The 23,504-nt window shown below is 62.1% G+C and carries 21 protein-coding genes; 13 read left to right on the top strand and 8 right to left on the bottom strand.

Annotated elements, in window-relative coordinates; genetic code table 11:
- Nucleotides 1-122 precede the first annotated feature (122 nt).
- The 3 genes from V1278_RS05835 to V1278_RS05845 all read left to right on the top strand — a co-directional run bounded on the left by V1278_RS05835 (nucleotide 123) and on the right by V1278_RS05845 (nucleotide 3,822).
- Complete coding sequence (locus tag V1278_RS05835; protein ID WP_334379997.1) at nucleotides 123-2,009, top strand: DEAD/DEAH box helicase; 1,887 nt, start codon at nucleotides 123-125, stop codon at nucleotides 2,007-2,009.
- A gap of 58 nt (nucleotides 2,010-2,067) precedes the next feature.
- Nucleotides 2,068-2,355, top strand: a complete 288-nt coding sequence (locus tag V1278_RS05840; protein WP_334379998.1) for a DUF1330 domain-containing protein — start codon at nucleotides 2,068-2,070, stop codon at nucleotides 2,353-2,355.
- A gap of 210 nt (nucleotides 2,356-2,565) precedes the next feature.
- The gene (locus V1278_RS05845; RefSeq protein ID WP_334365331.1) at nucleotides 2,566-3,822 is read left to right on the top strand and encodes an aminopeptidase; all 1,257 of its coding nucleotides are present in this window, start codon (nucleotides 2,566-2,568) and stop codon (nucleotides 3,820-3,822) included.
- Here V1278_RS05845 and V1278_RS05850 read toward each other — a convergent pair whose 3' ends face one another.
- Together V1278_RS05850 and V1278_RS05855 are read right to left on the bottom strand one after the other, a co-directional pair.
- Nucleotides 3,823-4,872, bottom strand: coding sequence for an amidohydrolase family protein (locus V1278_RS05850; protein ID WP_334379999.1), 1,050 nt, complete (start codon nucleotides 4,870-4,872; stop codon nucleotides 3,823-3,825). It abuts the gene before it with no gap.
- A gap of 102 nt (nucleotides 4,873-4,974) precedes the next feature.
- The gene (locus V1278_RS05855; RefSeq protein WP_334365329.1) at nucleotides 4,975-5,793 is read right to left on the bottom strand and encodes an MBL fold metallo-hydrolase; all 819 of its coding nucleotides are present in this window, start codon (nucleotides 5,791-5,793) and stop codon (nucleotides 4,975-4,977) included.
- A 208-nt stretch (nucleotides 5,794-6,001) separates the two neighbouring features.
- Between V1278_RS05855 and V1278_RS05860 the strand changes: the two genes are divergently transcribed.
- Nucleotides 6,002-6,886, top strand: a complete 885-nt coding sequence (locus tag V1278_RS05860) for an alpha/beta fold hydrolase (protein WP_442894175.1) — start codon at nucleotides 6,002-6,004, stop codon at nucleotides 6,884-6,886.
- Between the two features lie 60 nt (nucleotides 6,887-6,946).
- On the opposite strand, the gene V1278_RS05865 is transcribed toward V1278_RS05860, so the two are convergent.
- Both V1278_RS05865 and V1278_RS05870 read right to left on the bottom strand, forming a co-directional pair.
- Nucleotides 6,947-8,470, bottom strand: coding sequence for a permease (locus tag V1278_RS05865; protein WP_334380000.1), 1,524 nt, complete (start codon nucleotides 8,468-8,470; stop codon nucleotides 6,947-6,949).
- Nucleotides 8,467-9,219: an ABC transporter ATP-binding protein gene (locus V1278_RS05870; RefSeq protein WP_334380001.1), complete on the bottom strand. Its 753-nt coding sequence runs from the start codon at nucleotides 9,217-9,219 to the stop codon at nucleotides 8,467-8,469. The genes V1278_RS05865 and V1278_RS05870 overlap by 4 nt, the downstream gene beginning before the upstream one ends.
- A 287-nt stretch (nucleotides 9,220-9,506) precedes the next feature.
- On the opposite strand from V1278_RS05870, the gene V1278_RS05875 reads away from it, so the two are divergent.
- The 6 genes from V1278_RS05875 (at nucleotide 9,507) to V1278_RS05900 (ending at nucleotide 16,387) form a co-directional block, all read left to right on the top strand.
- The gene (locus V1278_RS05875; protein ID WP_334365325.1) at nucleotides 9,507-10,382 is read left to right on the top strand and encodes a branched-chain amino acid ABC transporter permease; all 876 of its coding nucleotides are present in this window, start codon (nucleotides 9,507-9,509) and stop codon (nucleotides 10,380-10,382) included.
- On the top strand, nucleotides 10,382-11,533 hold the full coding sequence (locus tag V1278_RS05880; RefSeq protein WP_334365324.1) for a branched-chain amino acid ABC transporter permease: 1,152 nt from the start codon (nucleotides 10,382-10,384) through the stop codon (nucleotides 11,531-11,533). Before V1278_RS05875 ends, V1278_RS05880 begins: the two co-directional genes overlap by 1 nt.
- Nucleotides 11,530-12,288 carry an ABC transporter ATP-binding protein gene (locus tag V1278_RS05885; RefSeq protein ID WP_028351788.1) on the top strand — a complete coding sequence of 253 codons (759 nt, stop codon included), beginning with the start codon at nucleotides 11,530-11,532 and terminating at the stop codon, nucleotides 12,286-12,288. Before V1278_RS05880 ends, V1278_RS05885 begins: the two co-directional genes overlap by 4 nt.
- A gap of 10 nt (nucleotides 12,289-12,298) precedes the next feature.
- The gene (locus tag V1278_RS05890) at nucleotides 12,299-13,078 is read left to right on the top strand and encodes an ABC transporter ATP-binding protein (RefSeq protein ID WP_334365323.1); all 780 of its coding nucleotides are present in this window, start codon (nucleotides 12,299-12,301) and stop codon (nucleotides 13,076-13,078) included.
- 180 nt (nucleotides 13,079-13,258) lie between these two features.
- A complete protein-coding gene (locus V1278_RS05895; protein ID WP_334365322.1) occupies nucleotides 13,259-15,097 on the top strand; it encodes an AMP-dependent synthetase/ligase in 1,839 nt (612 codons plus the stop codon).
- Nucleotides 15,098-15,187: 90 nt separating this feature from the next.
- Complete coding sequence (locus tag V1278_RS05900) at nucleotides 15,188-16,387, top strand: ABC transporter substrate-binding protein (RefSeq protein WP_334365321.1); 1,200 nt, start codon at nucleotides 15,188-15,190, stop codon at nucleotides 16,385-16,387.
- A gap of 180 nt (nucleotides 16,388-16,567) precedes the next feature.
- On the opposite strand, the gene V1278_RS05905 is transcribed toward V1278_RS05900, so the two are convergent.
- Together V1278_RS05905 and V1278_RS05910 are read right to left on the bottom strand one after the other, a co-directional pair.
- Nucleotides 16,568-17,506: an AraC family transcriptional regulator gene (locus V1278_RS05905; RefSeq protein WP_334380002.1), complete on the bottom strand. Its 939-nt coding sequence runs from the start codon at nucleotides 17,504-17,506 to the stop codon at nucleotides 16,568-16,570.
- 443 nt (nucleotides 17,507-17,949) lie between these two features.
- Nucleotides 17,950-18,234: a hypothetical protein gene (locus tag V1278_RS05910; RefSeq protein ID WP_334380003.1), complete on the bottom strand. Its 285-nt coding sequence runs from the start codon at nucleotides 18,232-18,234 to the stop codon at nucleotides 17,950-17,952.
- 56 nt (nucleotides 18,235-18,290) lie between these two features.
- On the opposite strand from V1278_RS05910, the gene V1278_RS05915 reads away from it, so the two are divergent.
- The 3 genes from V1278_RS05915 to V1278_RS05925 are packed head-to-tail and all read left to right on the top strand — an operon-like array spanning nucleotide 18,291 to nucleotide 19,966.
- Nucleotides 18,291-18,638 carry a PilZ domain-containing protein gene (locus V1278_RS05915; protein ID WP_334380004.1) on the top strand — a complete coding sequence of 116 codons (348 nt, stop codon included), beginning with the start codon at nucleotides 18,291-18,293 and terminating at the stop codon, nucleotides 18,636-18,638.
- Nucleotides 18,583-18,879, top strand: a complete 297-nt coding sequence (locus tag V1278_RS05920; protein ID WP_334384333.1) for a hypothetical protein — start codon at nucleotides 18,583-18,585, stop codon at nucleotides 18,877-18,879. The genes V1278_RS05915 and V1278_RS05920 overlap by 56 nt, the downstream gene beginning before the upstream one ends.
- Nucleotides 18,880-18,916: 37 nt before the next feature.
- Nucleotides 18,917-19,966 (top strand): HD-GYP domain-containing protein, encoded by a 1,050-nt coding sequence (locus V1278_RS05925; RefSeq protein ID WP_334380005.1) that lies wholly within the window; start codon nucleotides 18,917-18,919, stop codon nucleotides 19,964-19,966.
- Nucleotides 19,967-20,096: 130 nt separating this feature from the next.
- Here the strand turns inward: V1278_RS05925 and V1278_RS05930 are convergent, their stop codons facing one another.
- Both V1278_RS05930 and V1278_RS05935 read right to left on the bottom strand, forming a co-directional pair.
- On the bottom strand, nucleotides 20,097-22,277 hold the full coding sequence (locus tag V1278_RS05930; RefSeq protein WP_334380006.1) for a PQQ-dependent dehydrogenase, methanol/ethanol family: 2,181 nt from the start codon (nucleotides 22,275-22,277) through the stop codon (nucleotides 20,097-20,099).
- A gap of 249 nt (nucleotides 22,278-22,526) precedes the next feature.
- A complete protein-coding gene (locus tag V1278_RS05935; RefSeq protein ID WP_334380007.1) occupies nucleotides 22,527-23,330 on the bottom strand; it encodes a transglutaminase-like cysteine peptidase in 804 nt (267 codons plus the stop codon).
- Nucleotides 23,331-23,504: the final 174 nt, after the last annotated feature.

Below are 23,504 nucleotides of genomic sequence, written 5' to 3' on the forward strand. Positions count from 1 at the left end.
TCATTCAAATCCGTCAGGCCGTGCGGCTGCGCGTCGTCAATGCGCAGCTTTTTAAGTCATTTCGGTTCGAGGCGCCCTTTTCATATTCCCGGCCGACAACGCCAACCAAGGTCTGACATCTCGTGACATTACTGCCCGCACATGCGCCGCTCGCCCGAGCTTTGGCGGAACGCAACTACGATCGGCTGACACCGGTGCAGACGGCGGTGCTGGCCGACGAAGCTGATGGCCGTGACCTGCTCGTTTCTGCGCAAACCGGTTCCGGCAAAACGGTCGCCTATGGTCTGGCGATTGGAACGAACCTGCTGGATGGCGCCGAACGATTCGAGCGGGCTGCCGCGCCCCTTGCATTGATTGTCGCGCCGACCCGCGAGCTTGCGCTTCAGGTGCACCGCGAACTCGGCTGGCTCTATCAGCACGCGGAGGCGCTCGTGGTTTCCTGCGTCGGCGGTATGGATCCGCGCCGCGAGCAGCGCGAACTGGCCGCGGGCGCCCATATCGTGGTCGGCACGCCGGGGCGGCTCTGCGATCATTTGCGGCGCGGCCGACTCGACGTCAGCGAGTTGAAGGCGATCGTGCTCGACGAGGCTGACGAGATGCTCGATCTCGGCTTCCGTGAGGATATGGAATTCATCCTGCAGGCCACGCCGGACGACCGCCGCACGCTGCTGTTCTCGGCGACCCTGCCGCAGGGTATCGTCGCACTGGCAAAGGAATATCAGCAGCAGGCCTTCCGCATAGAAGTCGCCGGCGACGAGGGCGGTCATGCCGATATCGAGTATCGCGCGATCCGGATCGCCGCCGGTGATGTCGAGCACGCCGTCGTCAATCTTCTCCGCTATTTCGAATCGCCTGGCACCCTGGTGTTCTGCAACACGCGCGAGGCCGTGCGGCATCTGCAGGCAACGCTGCTGGAGCGCGGCTTCTCCGTGGTGGCGCTGTCGGGCGAGTTGACCCAGAACGAGCGAACGCTGGCGCTGCAGGCCTTGCGCGACGGCCGCGCCCGCGTTTGCGTTGCGACCGACGTTGCCGCGCGCGGCATCGATTTGCCGAACCTGGACCTCGTCATCCACGCCGATCTGCCGAACGATCCGGAAGTCATGCAGCATCGCTCGGGGCGCACCGGGCGGGCCGGTCGCAAGGGCGTCAGCATCTTGCTGGTGCCGCCGGCGCGGCGGCGTCGCGCGGATATGTTGCTCAAGCTCGCCGGGATCGACGCGGCCTGGGGCCTGGCGCCGCAGCCCGATGAAATTCGCAAGCTGGATCAGGAGCGGCTGCTGCGCGATGATGTGTTCGCAGGCGAAATAACGGCGGAGGATGAGGCACTCGCGCAAACCTTGCTTGCGGAACGGTCGTCGCAAGAGATCGCCACCGCGCTGGCACGGCTCTATCGCGCGCGGTTGCCCTCTCCCGAGGACATCGTCGATCCCGGCGAGGAGCGCGTCAAATCTCGGGCCGAGCGCGCCCGCGAGCGGGCCGATCGCGAGGCTGGAAGGGGAGTGAAGCCGACGAAATCCGCGGCGCGCCATCGCATGGCGGAGGACACCGTGTGGTTCAGCGCCGCGATCGGACGCCGGAAGAACGCAGAAGCGCGTTGGCTGCTGCCGATGCTGTGCCGCCGCGGCAGCATCAAGAAGGAAGATATCGGCACCATCCGCATTCTGGACAGCGTCACCGAGTTCGAGATTTCCGCGCGTGTCGCCGACCGCTTCGCCGCGCGAATCCGCCGTCCCGACAAGGAAGACAGCATTCGCATCGAGGCGATGACGAATGCTCCGCCGCGCGACGAGGCACGCGAGCAGGAACGGACACCGAAACCGCACCGCAAAAACGCAAAGCGCCCTGACCGGGCAGGGTTTGACAAGGAAGTGCATTACGATAGGAAGAAACCGCATCGGGACAGGCCGGCTCACGCCGGAAAACCGCGGCATGAACGCGAGGCGCCTGCATTCGGCAAGAAGGAGGCACCTGCACTCGGTAAGAAGAAAAAGAAGAAGTTTCGCGGCTGACCGGCATGACCGAGACCTCAACGGCCCCCGCCGCGCAACCCTCAAATGAGGAGCCGTCATGAGCGTCTACATCATCGCCCAGTTGAAGTTCACCCGCCGCGAACTCTACGATCGCTATCAGGCGCGTTTCATGGGCGTATTCAAGAAATTCCGTGGCAAGCTGCTGGTAGCGGACGCAGATCCGGTCGTACTGGAAGGCGAATGGCCGCGCGACAAGGTCGTGATCATGGAATTTCCCGATGACGCCGCGGCAAAGGAATTTCAGAATTCGCCGGAATATCAGGAAATCTCCGTCGATCGCAAAGCGGGCGCCGACGCCATCGTGCTGACGGTAAGGGGATTGTAGGATGTCCGCCTTTGCCACGTTGACTTGATCCGAGCCGGGGTTCCCGGCTTGGCATTATTGCATTCCGGAACATCAACGAGGCCGGCTTTCGCCGGGCCATTCTTGTGCTATTGCTGCTGTCAGGCGCTTCGCTCGCTTTTGACATGATTGCGTCATCATGGTCGAAGCTTGCGAAGCCTTAAAAATCCTTCAGCATTGGCCGAAAGAATCATGACCGCACCTGAGCGAAACGCTTCCGTCTCGATTGATCCCGTAAAGCTCGACCGCCTCGCCGAAGTCGCGGTCAAGGTCGGCTTGCGGCTACAGCCGGGGCAGGACCTGCTGCTGACCGCGCCCTCGGTCGCGCTGCCGCTGGTGCGCCGGATTGCCGTACATGCGTACCAGGCCGGCGCGGGTTTGGTGACGCCGTTACTGTCGGACGAGGCGATCACGCTGGCGCGCTACCGCTACGGCCACGAGGCCGGTTTCGATCGTGCCGCCAACTGGCTCTATGAGGGCATGGCGAAGGCGTTCGGCGCCAACACCGCGCGCTTGGCCATCGTCGGCGACAATCCGATGCTGCTGTCGGGCGAGGATCCCGTGAAAGTGGCGCGTGCCAGCAAGGCCAATTCGATCGCCTATCAGCCGGCGCTGGAGAAGATCGTCAATTTCGATACCAACTGGAACATCATCGCCTATCCGAGTCCGTCCTGGGCCAAACAGGTTTTCCCTGACGTCCCCGAGGACGTCGCGGTGGAAAAACTGGCGGATGCGATTTTTGCGGCGTCCCGCGTCGATCAGGATGGCGCCGTCGCCGCCTGGGAAAAACACAACGCCGTGCTGCGCGAGCGCACCGAATGGCTGAACGGCCAGCGCTTCCACGCGCTGAAATATTCCGGCCCGGGCACTGATCTGACGATCGGCCTTGCCGACGGCCACGAATGGGAAGGCGGCGCCTCGACCGCGAAGAACGGCATTACCTGCAATGCCAACATCCCGACCGAGGAAGTCTTCACCACGCCGCATTGCCGGCGCGTCAGCGGGCATGTCGTCTCCTCCAAGCCGCTGTCCTATCAGGGCACGCTGATCGACAACATCGCGGTCAGGTTCGAGGAAGGTCGCATCGTCGAGGCAAGGGCCTCGCGCGGCGAGGAGGTGCTCAAGAAGGTGCTCGACACCGACGAGGGCGCGGCGCGTCTCGGCGAAGTGGCGCTGGTGCCGCATTCCTCGCCGATCTCAAAAAGCGGTCTGTTGTTCTTCAACACGCTGTTCGACGAGAATGCCGCTTCCCACATCGCGCTCGGCCAGTGCTACTCGAAATGCTTTGTTGGCGGCGACAAGCTGACGCCGGAACAGATTGCGGCACAGGGCGGCAACAAGAGCCTCATTCACATCGACTGGATGATCGGATCGGCCGAAACCGACATTGACGGCATTCACGCCGACGGAAGCCGCGTCCCGGTATTCCGCAAGGGCGAGTGGGCGTAACTAACCCAGCAAGAGCCTGTAGAAGTCGGTCGCCGTCTTCGAAAACAGCGCCGTCTTCTCGGCCTCGCTGTATTGTGCGGCGATACGCTTGAACGCGTTGAAAATCACCTGATAGCTGCACTGGCCTTTATCAGGCGGAAAATTGCTTTCGAACATGCATCGATCGGGCCCAAAGGCCTCGATGCAGGTTTCGATATAGGGACGCCACGCGGCGGCGGTCTGTTCCGAAGACGGCGGCTTCGGGCGCAGATGAAAGTCGTAGCCGAGCAGGCACATCGCGAGCCCGCCGAGCTTCACCACGACGTTCGGGCATCGCGCGATTTCCTGGATCGAGGCCTTCCATTCCGAGAACACCTCCTCGCGCCGGCCGGCAAAGCGGCCGATGCCGACCGGACCGCCGCAATGATCGAGCACGATTTTGGTGTCAGGGAAAGCTCGGGCGAGATCGGTGAGTTCGCCGATCTGCGGATGAAACAGCCAGGCGTCGAAGCTCAGGCCCAATGGCGCGAGGCAGGCAAAGCCCCTGCGAAACGTGCTGTCGAGCAACAACCCTTGCGGCCGCGTCGCATACATGCCGGCGACATTGGGATCGGCATCCCAGGCCGAGGAGTGCCGGATGCCGCGGAAGCGGCCGTTGCCGGCAGCGATCTCCGCCTCCAGCACGGCTCTTGCGCCTTCGCCGAGCAGCAGGTTGACGTGGCTGACGATGCCGGCACAGATCGCGGCCTTGCCATAGCCGCCGCTCGCCGCCATCGCCGCAACGCCATTGGCGAACTCGACTTCGCCGACCGGGCGAAACGCTTCCGGCCCCTGCGCGCGGTACATCGAGCGGCAATCGACATAGACGGTCGCGATAATGTTATGACCGGAGGCAATGTCTGTAGCCATTTCCTCGATCATGTAGCGCAGGCCGCCGCGGTCCCAGAGATGGTGATGCGGGTCGACGATCGGGAGGGCGGGATCGATGATCTCTTCGGTGTGCTGCGCCAGCCAGTCTTCGCGCGGATCGGCATAGAGCCCGCTCCTGGAGGCGGGTGCAGTGCTGGCCATGGACGTCGCTCCCTTGATTGTTGTTGCCCGTCGTTGCGTGCCAACGGATCGCGCGAATGCGCGCCCGGTTGGCTTGCAATGACGGCGTTACTAGCGATGCGCCTACACGCCCTCCAGAATGATCACCGTCGGCGTGCCCGGCAGCGTGTCGCGCGAAATCTTCAAGGTTCGCTCGCTCCGCTGATCGATCTGGAATTGCTGCCCGATCAGACGCATGAATTCGTCGAGCGGAGTGGCGAAGCGATGCATCGGCAGCACGATGGAGGAACGCAGCCGCCGGGTGATCTCGGAAACGCCGTCGAGCGACATCGTATAGGTGCCGTCGATCGGCACCATCACGATGTCGAGCCGGCCGATCGCCGCAAAATGCGTCTCGTCGAGTTTGTGGTGCAGATGTCCGAGATGGCCGATGCAGAGGCCGGCGACTTCGAAGATGAAGATCGAGTTGCCGTCCTTGATCATGCCGCCGCTGGAGCCCTCGCCATAGTAGCGGCGGATGTCGGTCGGCACGTTGCGGATATGGACGTCGCCGACGCGCGTTGAGATATGCGCCGCCTGTCCATTCTCGCCCCAGCCATGCAACACGTGCGCAATCTTCGGGTCAGGGAACAACGTGTAATGCGTCGAGTGCGCGCGGTTCATGGTAACGACATCAGGCAGGCGGCCGGTCCGGTAGGCGCCGTTGAAGTCGGTCGCGATCCGCACGCCGTCGGGCGTGTCGATGTAGTAGGTGGAATGTCCGACATAGGTAATCGCGACCTCTTCCACCTTGGCGGCGGTGCGGCGCAGGCTGACCGGAACGGCGCGTGGCGGCGCATTAGCCATCGCGAGGCATTCGCTGCGTAAAGGCTGCTGTTGGGCGGCCGCCGGGACGATCAGCGAACCGAGGAAGGCGAGGGCGACAGCAAGGGATCGCAACATGGCATGACCCGTCAGCGGTGAAGGCCGTGAGCGACACTGTATCGCCGAATTCGGGAGAGGTCATGGCATTCGCGCACGGCAGCGCGCCGGATTTGCTTCATCGGGGCCGGGCTATGACATATTGTAAGAAACAACCTGGGAGTTCGCCGTGACTGAAGAACCCGCCGCCCCGGCCTCGCGTGCCCCGTCATCGAAGCGGCTGGAGCCGCTGCGGCAGGTCGATGCCGGCCCGCTCAGCATCGCCTATTACGAGGCGGGCCCGGCGGATGGCCCCGCCGTGATGCTGATGCATGGCTTTCCCTACGACATTCATTCCTATGTCGACGTCGCGCCGCAGCTGGCTGCCCAGGGCTGCCGTGTCATCGCTCCCTATCTGCGCGGCTATGGTCCGACCCGGTTTCGCGATGCCGCAACGCCGCGCTCGGGCGAACAGGCGGCGGTCGGCGCGGACATGATGGCGCTGATGGAGGCGCTCGGCATCCAGCGCGCGGTGTTCGCCGGCTACGACTGGGGTGGCCGCGCGGCCTGCGTCGGCGCGGCGCTATGGCCGGAGCGTTGCCTCGGGCTCGTCTGCGTCAATTCCTATCTGATCCAGGATATTGCCAACGCCATGGTGCCGATGCGCGGCGAACGCGAGGTGGCGCTGTGGTACCAGTATTACTTCCAGCTCGAGCGCGGCCGCGCCGGCCTTGCCGCCAACCGGCGCGAGATCGCCCGAATATTGTGGACGCAGTGGTCGCCGAACTGGTCGTTCGACGATGCCTGCTTCGAGCGGACTGCAATGGCCCACGACAATCCCGATTACGTCGATGTGGTGATCCACAGCTATCGCCACCGCTTCGGTCTGGCCGAAGGCGATCCGCAATATGCCGACATCCAGCGCCGGCTGGCGGCACTTCCTCCCATCACCGTGCCGTCAATCACGCTGGATGGCGCCGACGATGGCGTGGCCCCCGCAACCGATGGCACCGCCAGCGCACCGAAATTCACCGGCCGCCGCGTCCATCGCGTGGTGCCGCGCGTCGGGCACAATCTGCCGCAGGAAGCGCCGGAGGCGTTTGCGGCGGCTGTGATGGAGCTGGTTCGCCGATAAGTCGACTTCGCCGCGGTATATAACGCAACCGTGAGATGCTAGCACATTGGTGGAGGCCGCTCAGCCCCGCCGCGGGCTGATCTTCCATGTCGCAGCCAGAATACCGGCGGTCAGCGCGCCGCTGATCACGGCGGCAACTGGAATGGTGGCGGCGAGAGCTGACGTCGCAGCCCAGCCGATCGAGCAGAAGGCTTCCGCGAAGGTCGCCAGTCGCGACGAGGTCTGGCGGCGGCGGAACTGGGTGCGTTTGGCCTGCACGCGGAACCAGAGCTGGATCGCGGCGGCGGAGACGGTCGCGATAATGACGCCGAGCGCGGTGACGATCGCCTGCGTCAAGGAAGCAAACGCAAGGGCTGCGATCAGCGGCGTGAAGATGGCGCCGATGGCGATCAGCACCACTTCGACCTTGGCGCGGATCATGCGCGAGGGCGGCAGCGGTGCGGTTGCGACCAGGTCGGCGGCATCTTCTCCTGAGATCGTCAGCCATGCGAGGCCACCGGCAAGCTGGCCCGCCGCCATCACGATCACGGACGTGATCAGCACGATCGCGTCAGAGCTATCGGAAAAGCTTCGCCACAGCATCAGGGCTGGCGGCACCAGATAGAGCAGTTGCATCAGGCTTTGCGACAGCAGCCATGGGTCGCGCCGCAGCAGCAGGAACTCCTTGGTGCGTAGCGCCCGTTGCCGCGAGCCGCCGCGAAATGCAGTAGCGTGCGGCCCGCGACGGACAGCGCGCGTGGTTGCGGCGACGCGGACGACGGTATCGGCAAATCGCGGCGAAAAGACCGCCATCACCGCGCCGAGCAGCAGGAGCCCGCCGGCCATGAGCCATGACAGCACCATGCCGTCGCCGATCGCCGCGCGCGCCGGCCACCACAGCGGACTGTCGAGATCAGGCGCATTGGCTGAAGCGGCATCGGAGGTCAGCACGGCGAAGCGTGACAACGTACCGTAGGAAAGAATGGCCGCGACCTGGAGCGCGATGACGAAGCCGGCGCCGATGACGGCGGCCACGATCTGTGCGACGAGGCGGGTACGGCTCGGGCCGATCAGCCTGAACAGCAGCACGGTGATCGCGATCGCTACCGCTGCAGCCGAAAGGCCGATGGCGACGACGACGCCGAACGCCGAGAGCCAGCGCGCGCCGCCGCCGATCACGAGAACGTCGACAAAGGGCGTCGACAGCAGCAGCGCCATTCCGATGACGGACAGCGCGATCGCCGCGATCCGCACCGAGAACACGTTGGCGAGGTTGGCCGGTGACGACATCAGGAGGTCGAGATCGGCGCGGGCGTAAAACACCCGCGTCACGGATTCGATCGCCTGCGACAGCATCAATGCCCAGGCGAGAAAGATCGTCGCGGTGATGACGATCAGTTCGGGCTTGCCTAGCGGCGCCTGCAAATCGGCAAAGCGGCCGATCACGGCATAGGCTGGCAGGTGCATGATGGCGGCGAACCCGACCAGGACGATGATCGCGCGCTTTCGCTTTCCCCGGCTGCCGGTCATCATGGCCAGCCATTCGCGCCAGGCCAGCCGGATTTCGTGCCGGGCAAACCAGGTGAGCGCCGCGGCCGAACTCATGCGGCTGCCGCCCCGGCGTCGACGAGCGCGATGAACATGTCTTCGAGGCTGGTGTCGCCGCGACCATTCTGCTGGCGCAGCTCGCTGAGCGTACCCTCGGCCACCAGCCGTCCCGCGGCGATGACGCCGATCCGGTCGGCCATCCGCTCGGCGACTTCGAGAATATGCGTCGTCATGATCACGGTGCAGCCGGAGCGGACGAGCTCCTGCAGCAATCCCTTGACGTGACGCGCCGACAGCGCGTCGAGCCCGGTCAGCGGCTCGTCCAGGATGATCAGCCGGGGATCGTGAACCAGTGCGCCGGCGAGCGCCACCTTCTGCCGCATGCCCTTGGAAAATCCCTCGCAGCGTTCGTGCAGATGCGGCTCCAGTCCGAGCGACGCCAGAAGCTGGTGAGCGGAAGTTTCGGAAGTTGCGGGATCGATGCCCCACAGGCCGGCGACGAATTCGAGATATTCCAGCGGCGTCAGCTTGTCGTAGATCATCGGCTCGTCGGAAACCCAGGCCATGATCTGCTTGGCGGCGACGGGATCGGCAAGCGCATCGATGCCCAATATGGATACAGAGCCGGCGTCGGGCTTAAGCAGACCGGCGACCATGCGCAAGGTCGTGGTCTTGCCGGCGCCGTTGGGGCCGAGCAGGGCATAGAACTCGCCGGTGCGAACGGTGAGATCGAGCGCATCGACCGCCGGGCGGTCAAAACGCTTCGTTAACCCTCGCACCTCGAGCGCCGATACATCCGCTTTCATGATTTCGGAACGATCCAGTTGTTCGTCGCGGACCATGAACCGAAGAACTTTCGGCGCGGTGAATCTGGTGGACCAAATCGCGCCGACCCCCGCAACTTCCCGGGCTGCGGCATTTCTCCGCAATTGTTAACGGCGCCGCTCGCAGCGCTTTGTTGACAGCGGTCGGCGCTTTGGGCTCAATGCGACGGGACATATGCGGCTGCAGGCATCGTGGATGCGGGGCAGCGTGTAGACACAAGATGCGAAAGAGGCGATCGACAGAATCGCCGGCATCGGGGAGGGAAATGATGCTGGACTTCGTTCAGCAGCTCGTGAGTGGCATCGCGCTCGGCTGCGTCTATGGCCTGATCGCGCTCGGTTTCGTGCTCATTTACAAGGCAACCGAGGTCGTCAATTTCGCCCAGGGCGATTTGATGATGCTGGGCGGATTCTTCGCCTTCACATTCATCGGCATGCTTGGTCTCAATTACTGGCTCGGATTCGCCGGTGCCGTCATCGCCATGGCCCTGTTCGGCATGTTGGCCGAACGCGTCGTCGTGCGTCCGATTCTCGGTTATCCGCAGTTTTCCATCATCATGGCAACGATCGGGCTCGGATACTTCCTGCGCTCCATCGTCGGCATGATCTGGGGCACCGACGATTTCAAGATCGAAACGCCGTTCAGCGACGGTGTGCTGCGAATCGGCTCGCTGGTGCTCGCATACGACAAGCTGTCGGTGATCGCCGCCACCATCATCCTCTGCGCGCTGCTGTACCTGTTCTTCAACCGTACCACGCTCGGCACCGCGATGCGCGCCAGTTCCGAGAACATGCTGGCTGCCTACTACATGGGCATTCCGGTCAAGCGCGTGGTGTCGATCGTGTGGGCGATCGCTGCGGCGGTCGCGACCGCAGCCGGCGTGCTGTTGGCGCCGATCACTTTCATTCACTCCAATGTTGGACTGGTGCTGGGTCTGAAAGCATTTCCCGCCGCCGTGCTCGGCGGTTTCGGCTCGATCCCCGGCGCCGTGGTCGGAGGCGTGCTGATCGGCGTGATCGAGAGCATGGCCGGCTTCTACCTGCCGCAGGGCTGGAAAGACGTCGCTCCCTACATCGTCCTTCTGGTGGTGCTGCTGCTCAAGCCCGAAGGCCTGTTCGGTGTTCACATGCGGAAGAAGGTCTAATGCGTTTTCTCTTCAAGACGGATTACGAAGACGACATCAAACTGTTTCCGCACAGCGGCTACGTCGTCTCCTACGGTATCCTACTGGCGTTTCTCCTGATCGCGCCCTTTGTGCTTTCCAGCTACCTCGTCAGCCAACTGGTGTTCGTCTGTATCTATGCAACGGTCGGCGTGGGACTGATGATTCTCACCGGCTTCACCGGGCAGGCCTCACTCGGGCACGCCGCCTTTCTGGCGATCGGCGCCTACACGGCGGCCTATCTGCAGCAGTTCAACGTGCCGTTTCCGGTCTATTTCCTGGCCGGCGGCCTGTTGACCGGCGTGGTCGGCGCGCTGGTCGGATTCCCGGCGCTGCGGCTGACGGGCATCTATCTCGTCATCGCGACGATTTCCTTCGCCTTCATCGTTGAAGAGGTGCTGGCGCGTTGGGAAAGCGTAACCCACGGCAACGAGGGCATGCGGGTCAAGACGCTGAGCCTGTTCGGGCAGGCAGTGCCGCAAAACGGCCCGACCTTCTACTATCTCTGTCTTGCCGTACTGATCCTCACTATCGTCGGCACGCTCAATCTGCTGCGCTCGCCGACAGGACGCGCCTTCGTCGCGATCCGCGACAGCGAAACCGCGGCGCGCAGCATGGGCGTCAACGTGTCGCTCTACAAGGTGAAGTCGTTTGCGATCAGCGCGGCGATCACAGGCCTCGCCGGCGTGCTGTTCGCGCACAAGCTCTCCTTCATCTCGCCGGAAATGTTCACGCTGCAGCTCTCGATCGAGTTCATCATCGTGATCCTGATCGGCGGCGCCTTCAGCCTGCACGGCGCGGTGTTAGGTGCAATCTTTCTGGTCATGATCGATCCGTTCCTGACGTACCTGAAGGACGACCTGCCCGGCATCATCGCCGGCATCGCAGCGACCTTTGGCACCGACAGCATTGCGGCGGGCAAAATTCACGACAATGTCGCCGCCATTGCGTCCGCCAATGGCTTGAAGGGCGCCATCTACGGGGTGATCATCGTGCTGTTCGTGCTGTTCGAGCCGCTCGGTCTCTACGGCCGCTGGCTGAAGATAAAACTCTTCTTCCAGCTCTTCCCGCTCTACAAGCGCGCTACCTTCAAACGCCAGAAGATCTACGTGAAATCGGAGCGGAACCGATGAGCTATTTCCGTGCCGAAAATCTCTCTCTGCACTTCGGCGGCCTCAAAGCTGTCGATTCCGTCAGCTTCGCTGTGGAGAAGGGCGAGATACTCTCGATCATCGGCCCGAACGGCGCCGGCAAGAGTTCAATCTTCAACCTGATCTCGCGGATTTATCCGCCGACCTCGGGCAGGATCTTCTTCGAGGACCAGGATATTACCAATCAGCCGGCCTACGATATCGCAGGCCTCGGCATCGCCCGCACCTTTCAGAACATCGAATTGTTCGAGAATGCGACCATGCTGAGCAATCTTCTGGTCGGCCGGCACCGCCACTCCACCACGCGGCTCTGGCAGGAACTGTTGTTCCTGCCGAGCGTGCGCGCCGGCGAAAAGATGCATCGCCGCCGCGTCGAGCAGGTGATCGAATTCCTCGATCTCGAAGCCTATCGCGACAAGCTGATCTCGGGGCTGCCTTACGGGGTCCGCAAGGTGATCGAGCTGGCGCGCGCGCTGTGCTCCGAGCCGAAGCTGATCCTGCTGGACGAGCCGTCCTCCGGGCTCAATGTCGAGGAGACCGAGGACATGTCGTTCTGGATCCGCGACATGAAGACCGAGCTTGGCATCACCGTCTTGATGGTCGAGCACGACATGACTCTGGTCAACCGCGTCTCCGACCGTGTGATTGCGCTTAACTACGGCCGCGTGCTGGCGATGGGCTCGCCGTCCGAGGTGCAGCGCCATCCCGATGTCGTCGCCGCCTATCTCGGCGCATGAGGATGATGCCATGAGCGCTTCCGACATCATTCTCAAGCTCAGCAATATCGAGAGCTATTACGGGCCGATCATGGCCATCCGCGGCATCAGCCTCGAGGTGCCGCGCGGCCGCATCGTCACCCTGCTCGGCGCCAACGGCGCCGGCAAGACCACGGTGCTCAAGACCATCTCCGGCATTCTCGATCCGCAAAAAGGCTCGATCGAGTTTCTGGGCAAGCCGATCCAGCGCATGGAAGCCGACAAGATCGTCCGGCTGGGCTTGAGCCACGTGCCGGAGGGGCGCGAGGTGTTTCCATTCCTCTCGGTACGCGAAAATCTGATGATGGGCGCCTATCCGCGCAAGGATCGGGCCGGCGTCGCCGAGGATCTCGATCGCGTCTACGGCTATTTCCCGCGGCTGAGGGAACGCATCAACCAGCCGGCCGGGCAACTTTCCGGCGGCGAGCAGCAGATGCTGGCGATCGGGCGGGCGCTGATGAACCGTCCGACCCTACTACTTTTGGACGAGCCCTCGCTCGGGCTGTCGCCGATCTTGGTGAAAGAGATCTTCACCATCATCAAGCGCGTCAACGAGGAGCAGGGCATGTCGATCCTGCTGGTCGAGCAGAACGCCAAGGTAGCGCTGGAGACCGCGCATTACGGCTACGTGCTGGAAATCGGCCGAGTCGTGATGAACGACACCTGTGAGCGGCTGATGAGTTCAAAGGACATCCAGGAATTCTATCTCGGTGCCAAGGAAGAGGGCGCCCGCGGCGAGCGGCGCTGGAAAAAGAAGAAGACGTGGCGTTAGAAGACTTGGCGTTAGAAGACTTGGCGTTAGAAGATCTGGCGTCAGAAGATCTGGCGTTAACCGTCGCAGTCAAAAGCATGGCGTTAAGAACGAGTTAGAGCTAAATTCGAGCCTGCTTCGAAAACCAAGACCGGTTCGAACACCGGCACCGGAGGCAGGCGACAGAGGGAGGAGATGCGCATGGCCAGACCGGCAGTGCTGACGGTCGCCGACACGATCGCGAAGAGCTTCTTGCTGTCCGTGGAAACACGCGGCGACCGGCCGGCGATCCGCGAAAAGAAGTTCGGCATCTGGCAGCCGACCAGTTGGCGCGAATGGCTGCAGATATCCAAGGACGTGGCCTATGGTCTGCATGCCAGCGGGTTCCGGCCCGGGGACGTCGCCTCGATCATCGCCAACGCCGTGCCGGAATGGGTCTATGCCGACATGGGCATCCTCTGCGCCGGCGGCGTTTCATCCGGCATCTACCCGACCGACTCCTCGTCGCAGGTTGAATATTTGATCAACGATTCTTCGACCAAGGTGATCTTCGCCGAGGACGAGGAACAGCTCGACAAGATACTCGCCTGCCGTTCGCGTTGTCCGACGCTGCAGAAGATCGTCGTGTTCGACATGGAAGGCCTGACCGGTTTCAGCGACCCTATGGTGTTGTCGCTGGCCGAGTTCATGGCGCTCGGTCGCAACCATGCGCTGGGCAACGAGGGGCTGTGGGACGAGATGATCGGAAGCCGCAGCGCAGGCGATCTCGCCATCCTGGTCTACACCTCGGGCACCACCGGCCCACCCAAGGGCGCCATGCATTCCAACCGCAGCGTGACGCACCAGATGCGCCACGCCAATGACCTGTTTCCGTCGACCGACAACGAGGAACGGCTGGTGTTCCTGCCGCTCTGCCACGTCGCCGAGCGGATCGGCGGCTATTACGTCTCGCTGGCGCTGGGATCGGTGATGAATTTCGCCGAGAGCCCGGAGACCGTGCCGGACAATCTGCGCGAGGTGCAGCCGACCGCCTTCCTCGCGGTGCCGAGAATTTGGGAAAAGTTCTATTCCGGAATCACGATCGCGCTGAAGGATGCGACCACGTTCCAGAACTGGATGTACCGCAACGCGCTCGCCATCGGCAATCGGATGACCGAGTACAAGCTGCAGGGCGATACGCCGCCACTGTCCTTGCGGCTGGCCAACCGCGCCGCCTATTGGCTGGTGTTCCGCAACATCCGCCGCATGCTCGGGCTCGACCGGTGCCGGCTGGCCTTTACCGGCGCGGCCCCGATCGCGCCGGACCTGATCCGCTGGTATCTCGCGCTCGGCCTCGACATGCGCGAGGTCTACGGCCAGACCGAGAATTGCGGCGTCGCGACCATCATGCCGCCCGATCGCATCAAGCTCGGGTCGGTCGGCAAGGCCGCGCCGTGGGGCGAGGTTGCGATATCGCCGCAGGGCGAAATCCTGATCCGTGGCGACTTCCTGTTCATGGGCTATCTGAACCAGCCGGAGAAGACCGCCGAGACCATCGACGCCAAGGGATGGCTGCACACCGGCGACGTCGGCTCGATCGACAATGAAGGCTTCGTCAAGATCACTGACCGGATGAAGGACATCATCATCACCTCGGGCGGCAAGAACATCACGCCGTCGGAGATCGAGAACCAGCTAAAATTCTCGCCCTATGTCTCGGATGCCGTGGTGATCGGCGACAAGCGGCCGTATTTGACCTGCCTCGTCATGATCGACCAGGAGAATGTCGAGAAATACGCGCAGGACCACAATATTCCCTTCACCAATTATGCCAGCCTGTGCCGTGCGCAGGAGATCCAGGACTTGATCCAGCGCGAGATCGAGGCGGTCAACGCCAACTTCGCGCGCGTCGAAACCATCAAGAAGTTCTACCTCATCGAGCGTCAGTTGACTCCCGAGGACGAGGAGCTGACGCCGACCATGAAGCTGAAGCGCAGCTTCGTGAACAAGCGCTACGCCGCCGAGATCGACGCCATGTATCGCGAACGGGCGGTGGCGTAGGCGAACATTTGGAACCAAGTATTTGAAAACGGCGAAGGACTGAGAAGGCCCACCCTTCGCGCAACACGGGCCAAGGAAGAGGAGACTGCAATGTCGAAATCGTTCAAGGTGCTGGGCCTTGCGGTGAGCGCCCTTGCGCTGACCCAATTGCCGGCCGCAGCCCAAACCAAGGTTACCGATCAAGGCATCTCGGCCAATGAGATTGTCATCGGTACCCATCAGGACCTGTCCGGTCCGATCAAGGTCTGGGGCGTGCCGGTATCCAACGGCATGAAGATGGCAGCCGAAGAGATCAATACTGCCGGCGGCATCCACGGCCGCAAGATCAAGCTGATCATCGAAGACAGCGGCTACGATCCGAAGCGCGCCGTGCTGGCCTCGCAGAAGATGGTCGAGCGCGACAAGGTCTTCGCCATGGTCGGCCCGATGGGATCGCCCACCGTGCTCGCCGCGCAGGACATCCTGTTCGACGCCGGTGTCATGCAGCTCTTCCCGCTGACAGCGGCCGAATTCACCTTCAAGTTCGATCCGGCGAAGCCGCAGGAGAGACTGAAGTTCAACAACCTGTTGCCTTACGTCGAGAGCACCCGCGCCGCCGTCAAGTACATGCTTGAGACCAAGGGTTTCAAGAAACCCTGTATCCTGCATCAGGACGACGAGTACGGGAAGAACGTGCTTGACGGCTTCACGCAGCAGGTCAAGGCGATGAAGCTGGAGCCGGCCTCTGTCACCAGCTACAAGCGCGGCGCTTCCGACTTCAGTGCGCAGATCGCCAAGATGAAGTCCGACGGCTGCGATGTCGTCGTGCTCGGCACGGTGATCCGCGAAACCATCGGCGCGATGGGCGAGGCCAAGAAGCTTGGTTGGGACGTCACCTTCCTCGGTGCGACGCCGACTAACGTTTTGGAAGTGCCGGCGCTCGGCAAGGACGCGGTGGAAGGCCTCTACGCGGCGTCCGGTTTCGAAATTCCGTACGAAGACACCGCCAAGGGCAAGGTCAAGGACTGGCTAGCCAACTACAAGAAGATGTTCGGCTCGGACGCCAACACCCAGGCGATCATCGGCTACAACGCCATGATGACGTTTGCGTTCTACGCCGAGAAGGCTGGCAAGGACCTGACCGGCCAGAAGATGATGAGCGCGCTGGAGTCAGGCGAGCAGTTCCGCGACATCTTCAACTCGCCGCCGACCAAGTTCTCAAAGACCGACCATCTGGCCAACACGATTACCCAGGTCCAGCAGATCAAGAACGGCCGCTGGGTGCTGGTCAAGGAAGGCCTGATGTTCTGAGCGGCGCTTTGCTCTAACGACAGGGATTCACGTGAAAGGGGGCTGCGCGAGAAGATCGCGCAGCCCTTATCTTTTGCCGGTGAAGCATGGCGCGCTACACCCTGACCTGCAGTTCTGCTCGCGCGGCTGCAGAACCACTCAGGGCCGGCGGCGGCCGGTACTGAGTACCTCATGCCGGCTTCATCGCTGAAGCGATTTGGGCAGGGTTTCTGAGGGTGACTCGCCAAATTGCAAGCGATAGCTCCTGGCGAAATCTCCGAGGTGCCAAAAGCCGCAGGCAAGTGCGCACGCCTTGACGCTGCCCGTCCCTGCCAGCAATCGCTGGCGCGCGAGCCATAGCCGTCTGATGCGTAGATATCGATGGAGGCTCATGCCCTGGTATCGCTGAACCGCATCGTGCATAGTTCGCACAGAGACACCGACATGTCTCGCAAGTTCTCCGCTGTAGACCGGCCGCCCGATGCTACCGGACAATACTGCCTGGATGTCTCGAAAAATCTTGAAATGCCTGATGGAGTTCGCACGAGACGCCCATTTTGCATCGACAACATTGGCGAACGCGGCATCGATGGCGGCAACCAGCGACTCACGCATCGCAGAGGAAACCTCGCTCACTTCGGAGGCGTCGAAACCCGAGGTGTTTGATAAGATCTGCCTCACCAGCTCGCGGAGCCGATGGTGCGCTGATACGCTCGTTTCAAACACCTTCCAATTCGGGCCCGCCTGGGGCCATCCACGATCTTGCATTTCCTGCGTGAAGATAACCGATGTGTACTGCCGTTCGGCCCGTTCGACCGTGGTGTATGCAGCACCATTACTTCCGATCGCAATGGCCGACCGATCTCTTTCGACCCCGTTGAAGCGAATGGGTACACCGTCGTCCATCGAAAATCCGACGGCGGTGCAATTTGGGGCAAGTTGGCCTTCCACAATTCGGGGGAAGGACCGAGTGAAATTGATGTCGCAACCCGGCAGATTCAGGATGATTTGCGCAGCCGAGATTTTCCGCACAAGCGGGGTGAATTCCACGGCCAGATTTCGTACAGAACTTCGAAACTGATCAATGTCGCTGAAGCGAAATGCTTTTGGCGCGAGTGTTGGCAGAGCGTCGCTGTTCATCAGGTAGTAGGCGTCCCCGGTAACGACATGATGAGCATATCATTGACGCCAGAACGGAGTTTGACTTTGATCAACTTCTGACCCCCGGAGCATTACGGATCGAGCTTCTGACCCCCGGAGTATTACGGGTCGAGCTGGCTTGGCGGAAAACAACAGCCTCAGCGGTTCGCCTCGGGCCTGCCGAATTTCGACATCTTTTCCGTCGAATTTTCGGTGCCAAGCCACCAATCCTGCCGAATAGATAACCGCGCATTAAGAACGATGGCGTGGAATTCAACACATGCGCGGGCAACAGCGGATCGGCGCAGCTCCGGTTTGTCATGGCCTGCGCAAAGCTAGTCAAGGCTGAGCTGCCCCAGTGGTATGCTTGTGCGTGGCATGTCGGGTTTCATTTTACTTTTTGATTGGTTCAGACGAATTGCGACACTCAAATGTCTACGGTCCTAGAGCCCCTTCAGCCTCACCAGCGGAAACCTCGACCAGGCTCCGTGCGCGAGAGACCATTTGACGTTCTGACCAACGTCGCCGCGCTGCTGTCGAGCATTGAAGGTCTGCAAATTTACCGGACGGAGGATTTGCGCCGCGCCATCCTCATTCTTGATCTCGCAAACATGTGCATCCAATTGTTCATCAGGCAGATCGGGAGTGGGGCGGCCAGAGAACATTTGCTCGCGCAGTCCGCGGGGATCGATCAGCTCATCGAAGCCGCGCGTGGCGAGGCCGCGCATCTTCGAGCCCAAAATTGCTTTAGTTAAACTTGGTACCTCTATTCCGGGGGATTGCAATGAGGTGGAATAATCGAAAGGCAGCCCGCGTTCACTTTGAATGCAAGCATCTCGTTAACATCATGGGTGTCGATGGGACATGGCGACGAAGTTGCACTCTTCTCGACGTTTCTGATAGCGGCGCCAAGCTTGAGGTGGAGGGCTCTACCGACGTACTCAAGACACAGGAATTTTTCCTGGTTCTGTCCTCCACCGGTATGGCGTTTCGCCGGTGCGAGTTGGTTTGGGTCAACGGGGCACAGGCAGGCGTTCGATTCCGCACGGAGAAGGGGAAAGGGCACTCTGGCAAGAATGAGCGTCTTGCTGGTGCACATCAAGTCAGTATTGCAGGGCTGGACCTTGGATGACCAGCGATCTCACATGCAGCTAGTCTCTTCGCGAACGATCTCCTTCATCGAAGTCCCCTCCCTCGCAGTTTTTGAGGCCAAGGAAGCTCTGTTTTATGACGAGGGTAAGGGCTTCCTTCTCTATCTCTCCGGCGGAGAAGTATCATCAACCGCAAAAGAGCGAGTCGTGTTCCTGGAATTGCGGGAGGCGCTGATATGGTTGAACGAGCCCCCTGAGGATCGGGGTTCGTTTTGGGCCTGAAGACGCGCAAGTAAGTCGCTCAACGGAGACGGCCCTCATGCTTGTGCATGTTCTGGCTGATGATGCTGCCAAGTTGTCCGGCCTTTGCGGCATCCTTGACCGCAGATGTCGCGTGGCAGCGGAACGGCTTGATGTCGACGCAAATCTCTCGCAGGCGCCTCACGCGGTGGTTGTCTGCGCCGATCTACGTGTAGTCAGAAACATCGCGGCGCTCAAGAAGAGGAGTGTCCGCATGGCCAAGGTCCCAAAGCGTATATTCCTTGTCGAAGAACCATCTCACGTCTGCATCTCGCAGGCCTATGCGCTGGGAGCGACGCTCGTTGTACCGAGCACAATCAACCAGTCCAAATTGCTCGCTGCATTAGCCGATCCGGCCGACCCGGAACGCGCCTCTCCACCCGGGGCGCCGCAGCAAGACAACGCGGTTGAGGTCGCGGCTGCCGCCATTGGATCGATGTTCACCGCGGCGTCGTTGGGCGAGCCGATAGATGTGATCGGGACGAAAGAAGCTGGCAGGAAAATCGCCGATCGCATCACAGAGCGCGGGCTCACTGAATGGCTCACGACTGTGCGGCGCCATCACGAGGGGACCTACCAGCACTGCCTCCTCGTAACCGGCGTGGCCATTGACTTTGGGCTCAGCCTGGGACTGCGGAGAACCGATCTTGAGCGGCTGCACTCTGCCGCCATGTTTCATAATATCGGCAAAGCAACCATCCCGCTGGCGATCCTGGACAAGCCCGGACGGCTGGACGCCGAGGAGCGCGCACTTATCGAGAGCCATCCGGTGGCTGGATACGATTTTCTCAAAGCCCAGACAGGTATTTCCGCCGAGATCCTGGATGCTGTCCGGCATCATCACGAGTATCTCGATGGCAGCGGATATCCGGATGCGCTCTGTGCCGAGAGTATCCCCGATATCGTTCGCGTGCTGACCATTTCCGATATCTTCGCCGCGCTGATTGAGCATCGGCACTACAAGCCCACCATGCCCCGGGCGGAGGCATACGGCATTCTGTCCAGGATGCAGGGAAAGTTGGAAAGGGCCCTCGTGGCGGCGTTCAAGGAGGTCGCACTGAGCAGGTAGCCCGAGCGAAAAGAGCAATCCATCCCGTCATTCCGGATGGTCCGAAGAACCGGACCTCAGATGCGCAACTGCGCATCTGAGAATCTCGAGATCCCGGGTTCGCGCTGGCGCGCGCCGCGGTCGGTCGTCGTCACTTCGGCCTTATCGCGTCGGCGGTACCCTGGATAAAGGCCTGGATCTTCACCACGTCGGCTTCGGTCAGCTTGCCGGTGAAGTCGGGCATGCCCTGATCGTGGAACGGGCCCTTGAACACGAAGTTCTTCAGGTTCTCGATGGTCTCCTTGGAAACGTAGCCGAGGTTCCTGATATTGCCGCCCTTGTCGACGCCGGGCACGCCATGGCATTGCGCGCAGGCGGTGACATAGAGCGCAGTGCCTTCTGGAACGTCCTTCGGATCGTACTTGACGCCGGCGAGCAGGCCTTCGGTCTGGTACTTCACGAAGGCCGGCGGTGGCGCTTTGCCATCGATCGCGAAGGTATAGACCGTGCCAGGGCTCTGCAGTTCGGTGGCGCGGGCGGCAATTCCGAACACGCCGCCCCAGCCGACCGCGATCGAGACATACTGCTTGCCGTCGACCAGATAGGTCGAGGCGGCCGCAACCACGCCGGTACCGACCGGCGTCTCCCAGAGCTTTTCGCCCGTCGTGGCGTTGTAGGCGATGAAGCGGCCGTCCGCCGTGCCCTGGAAAACGAGGTTGCCCGCGGTGGTGAGCGTGCCGCCGTTCCACGGCGCTACATATTCCGCGCGCCAGGCTTCCTTCTGCTTCACCGGATCCCAGGCGATCAGGCGGCCGAACGGCGCGCTCTTCGGCGGCGTCGCGTTGAGCATGAAGCCAAGGTTCCAGCCCGCCGCAGAAGCGAATTTGCCGGGCTCCTGCGCGTTGTGCTTGAACGCCGTTTCCGGCGTGAGGTTCACCGGAATGTTCTGCGCCGGCAGATAGACGAGCCCGGTCTGCGGATTGAACGACATCGGATGCCAGTTATGGGCGCCGTACGGGCCCGGGATGCTGTCATACTGTTCCCTCCCGCGCGCCTCCTTCACCTCGATCGGCCGGCCGTTGGCGTCGTAGCCGGTCGCCCAGTTCACATCGACGAAGTTCTTGGCCGAGATGAACTTGCCGTTGGTGCGGTCGACGACGAAGAAGAAGCCGTTCTTCGGCGCGTGCAGGATCACCTTGCGCGGCGTGCCATCGATGGTGAGGTCGGCGAGGATCATCGGCTGGGTGGAGGTGTAGTCCCAGTGGTCGCCGGGCGTCTCCTGATAGTGCCAGACGTATTTTCCGGTGTCGGCGTTCAACGCAACCAGCGAGGCCAGATAGAGGTTGTCGCCGCCGGACGGGCTGCGCACATCCCGATTCCACGGTGAGCCGTTGCCGGTGCCGATATAGACGAGGTTGAGGTCCGGATCGAAGGTGATGGTATCCCACGCCGTTCCGCCGCCGCCGTTGATCCAGTATTTACCGGCGGGGTCCCAGGTCTTGGCGGCAGCCGCCATTGATTCATCTTCGAACGGTTTTGACGGATCGCCCGGCACCGTGAACCAGCGCCAGGCCTGATTGCCGGTTTCGGCGTCGTAAGCGGTGACGTAGCCGCGGGCGCCGTATTCCGCGCCGCCATTGCCGATCACGACCTTGCCGTTGAACACGCGCGGCGCGCCGGTGATGGTGTAGGAATGCTCCTTGTCGATCAGCGTGTCCTTTTCCCAGACCACTTTGCCGGTGACGGCATCGAGCGCGATCAGCCGCCCGTCATAGGCGCCGACGAACACCTTGCCTTTCCAGAGCGCGACGCCGCGATTGACCACGTCGCAGCAGCCTTTGTAGCCCTTCGTGCGATCGACCTTCGGATCGTACGTCCAGAGCCGCTTGCCGGTGCGGGCATCGATGGCGTGCACCACGCTCCAGGACGCGGTCTGATACATGACGCCGTCGACAACGACCGGCGTCGCCTCGACGCCGCGGGAGGATTCCAGCGGATAGCTCCACACCAGTCCGAGCTTCTTCACGTTGTCGGCGTTGATCTGGTTGAGCTTGGAAAAGCGCGTCTCGGCATAGTCGAGGCCGATGGTCGGCCAGTCGCCCGAGGTCGCGGTGTTGGCCTTGATCGATGCGCCGTCGACCGCCGAGGTAACCGCCTTGATGTGCTCGGGCGATCCCTTGGCGGGTGTCTGCGCAAGGGCTGTGCTGCAGCCCAGCGTCAGGCCCAGCCCGATTGCGATCACGGCCTGCGCAAGGCGCGCCGGCCGACGGGAAGTAACGGCAATTTCAGGAAATAAAAGGCAAGCGGGATCAACGCGCGGCAAACGTGTCATCTCATTCCCTCCCAGTGATCTCTAGCGGATCTGGTGGAATGCTATGCCGGTGAGAAGGATCGCGTCAATCAACGCGATGCGCGAAACGAAAAAGAGAAAATTTGTCTCGCATGTTTTTGCGCGAGCGTTTTCACCGAACGAATGCAAGCTGGCATACCGGCTGCAGCGCACCATTGGCCGTAAGGCAGGAAAGATCAGATAAGGAAAGCAGATTGTTGCCCGCCGTCGCCGCGCAACAATTGCGCGCGGTCACTCCATTGGCACGTTCGAATGACCGGTCGGCGGAGCGGCCAGAGAGCTCAGGACAAGCGGAGCCGCAAGCTTATTGCCCGAGGCGTCGGCGAGCAGCGGAGCATCGGCATATCGCATCACGCCGTGCTGACCGATCACGAATGTCGGCTGAAAGTTTCTAACGTCGACGTCCTCGACCATCGCCATGCGGCGGTTATCGAGCGTCAACCAGCGCCCCTCCAGCCGCGCGGCAGCCACCGCATGGTCCTCGCCGCGGATGGTATCGCGCAGTACCACGATCCTGAGATCGTCGGGCGCGAGGCCGGCGCGGCGCAAGGCCATGAATTTCGCGATCGCATAATCCTCGCAGTCGCCGCCGCCGCGCGCGAGCGTTGCGAGCGGTGGCGTCCAGACGTCGATTTGGCCGTGCTCGGCGAGATCGCTCATCGGCCGGATGGCGAGATTGACGGCGCGGTTGATTTCGCCGAGCCGCGCGCGGCCTTCGCGCAAGCGCGCGGCGTCGACAATGTCGAGGAATTTCAGCGCGGCCGGAGACACGCAGCCGTCACGGTCGCCTTCGCAGAGCGCAAGCTGCACCATTTCGTCGTCGAGCCGGCGCTGCACGCCAAGCCATTTGTCGCGCAGCCCGCCGCCGGCGAGGGAAGATGCGGCAAGTCCGAACGGCTCGGCCGACCGCAGGATCATCTCCACCGGCGCGGATGGCTCGCCCGTCTCCGCGCGCAGGTCGACAGGCCCGAACCAGGCCAGGCCGCACGCGACGATGCCCGCGCGCCATGCGCGCGCGTAGACTGACAACCCCATCTGACACCCCTTGTCCGGGCATCGGCGGGCTTGCTCTGCCTGCTCGTACCCGGATCATTTCAGAACGGGCAGGATGGGCAACGGCGCTTTTGATCCGTTTAAAACGAGGGGAGGCCTATCGGAAGTTTGCGAAGGAGCGTGAACGTGGCCTTGCCGGTTTGCAGAGGATTTTAT

Source organism: Bradyrhizobium sp. AZCC 1577, from assembly GCF_036924575.1.
GTDB lineage: Bacteria > Pseudomonadota > Alphaproteobacteria > Rhizobiales > Xanthobacteraceae > Bradyrhizobium.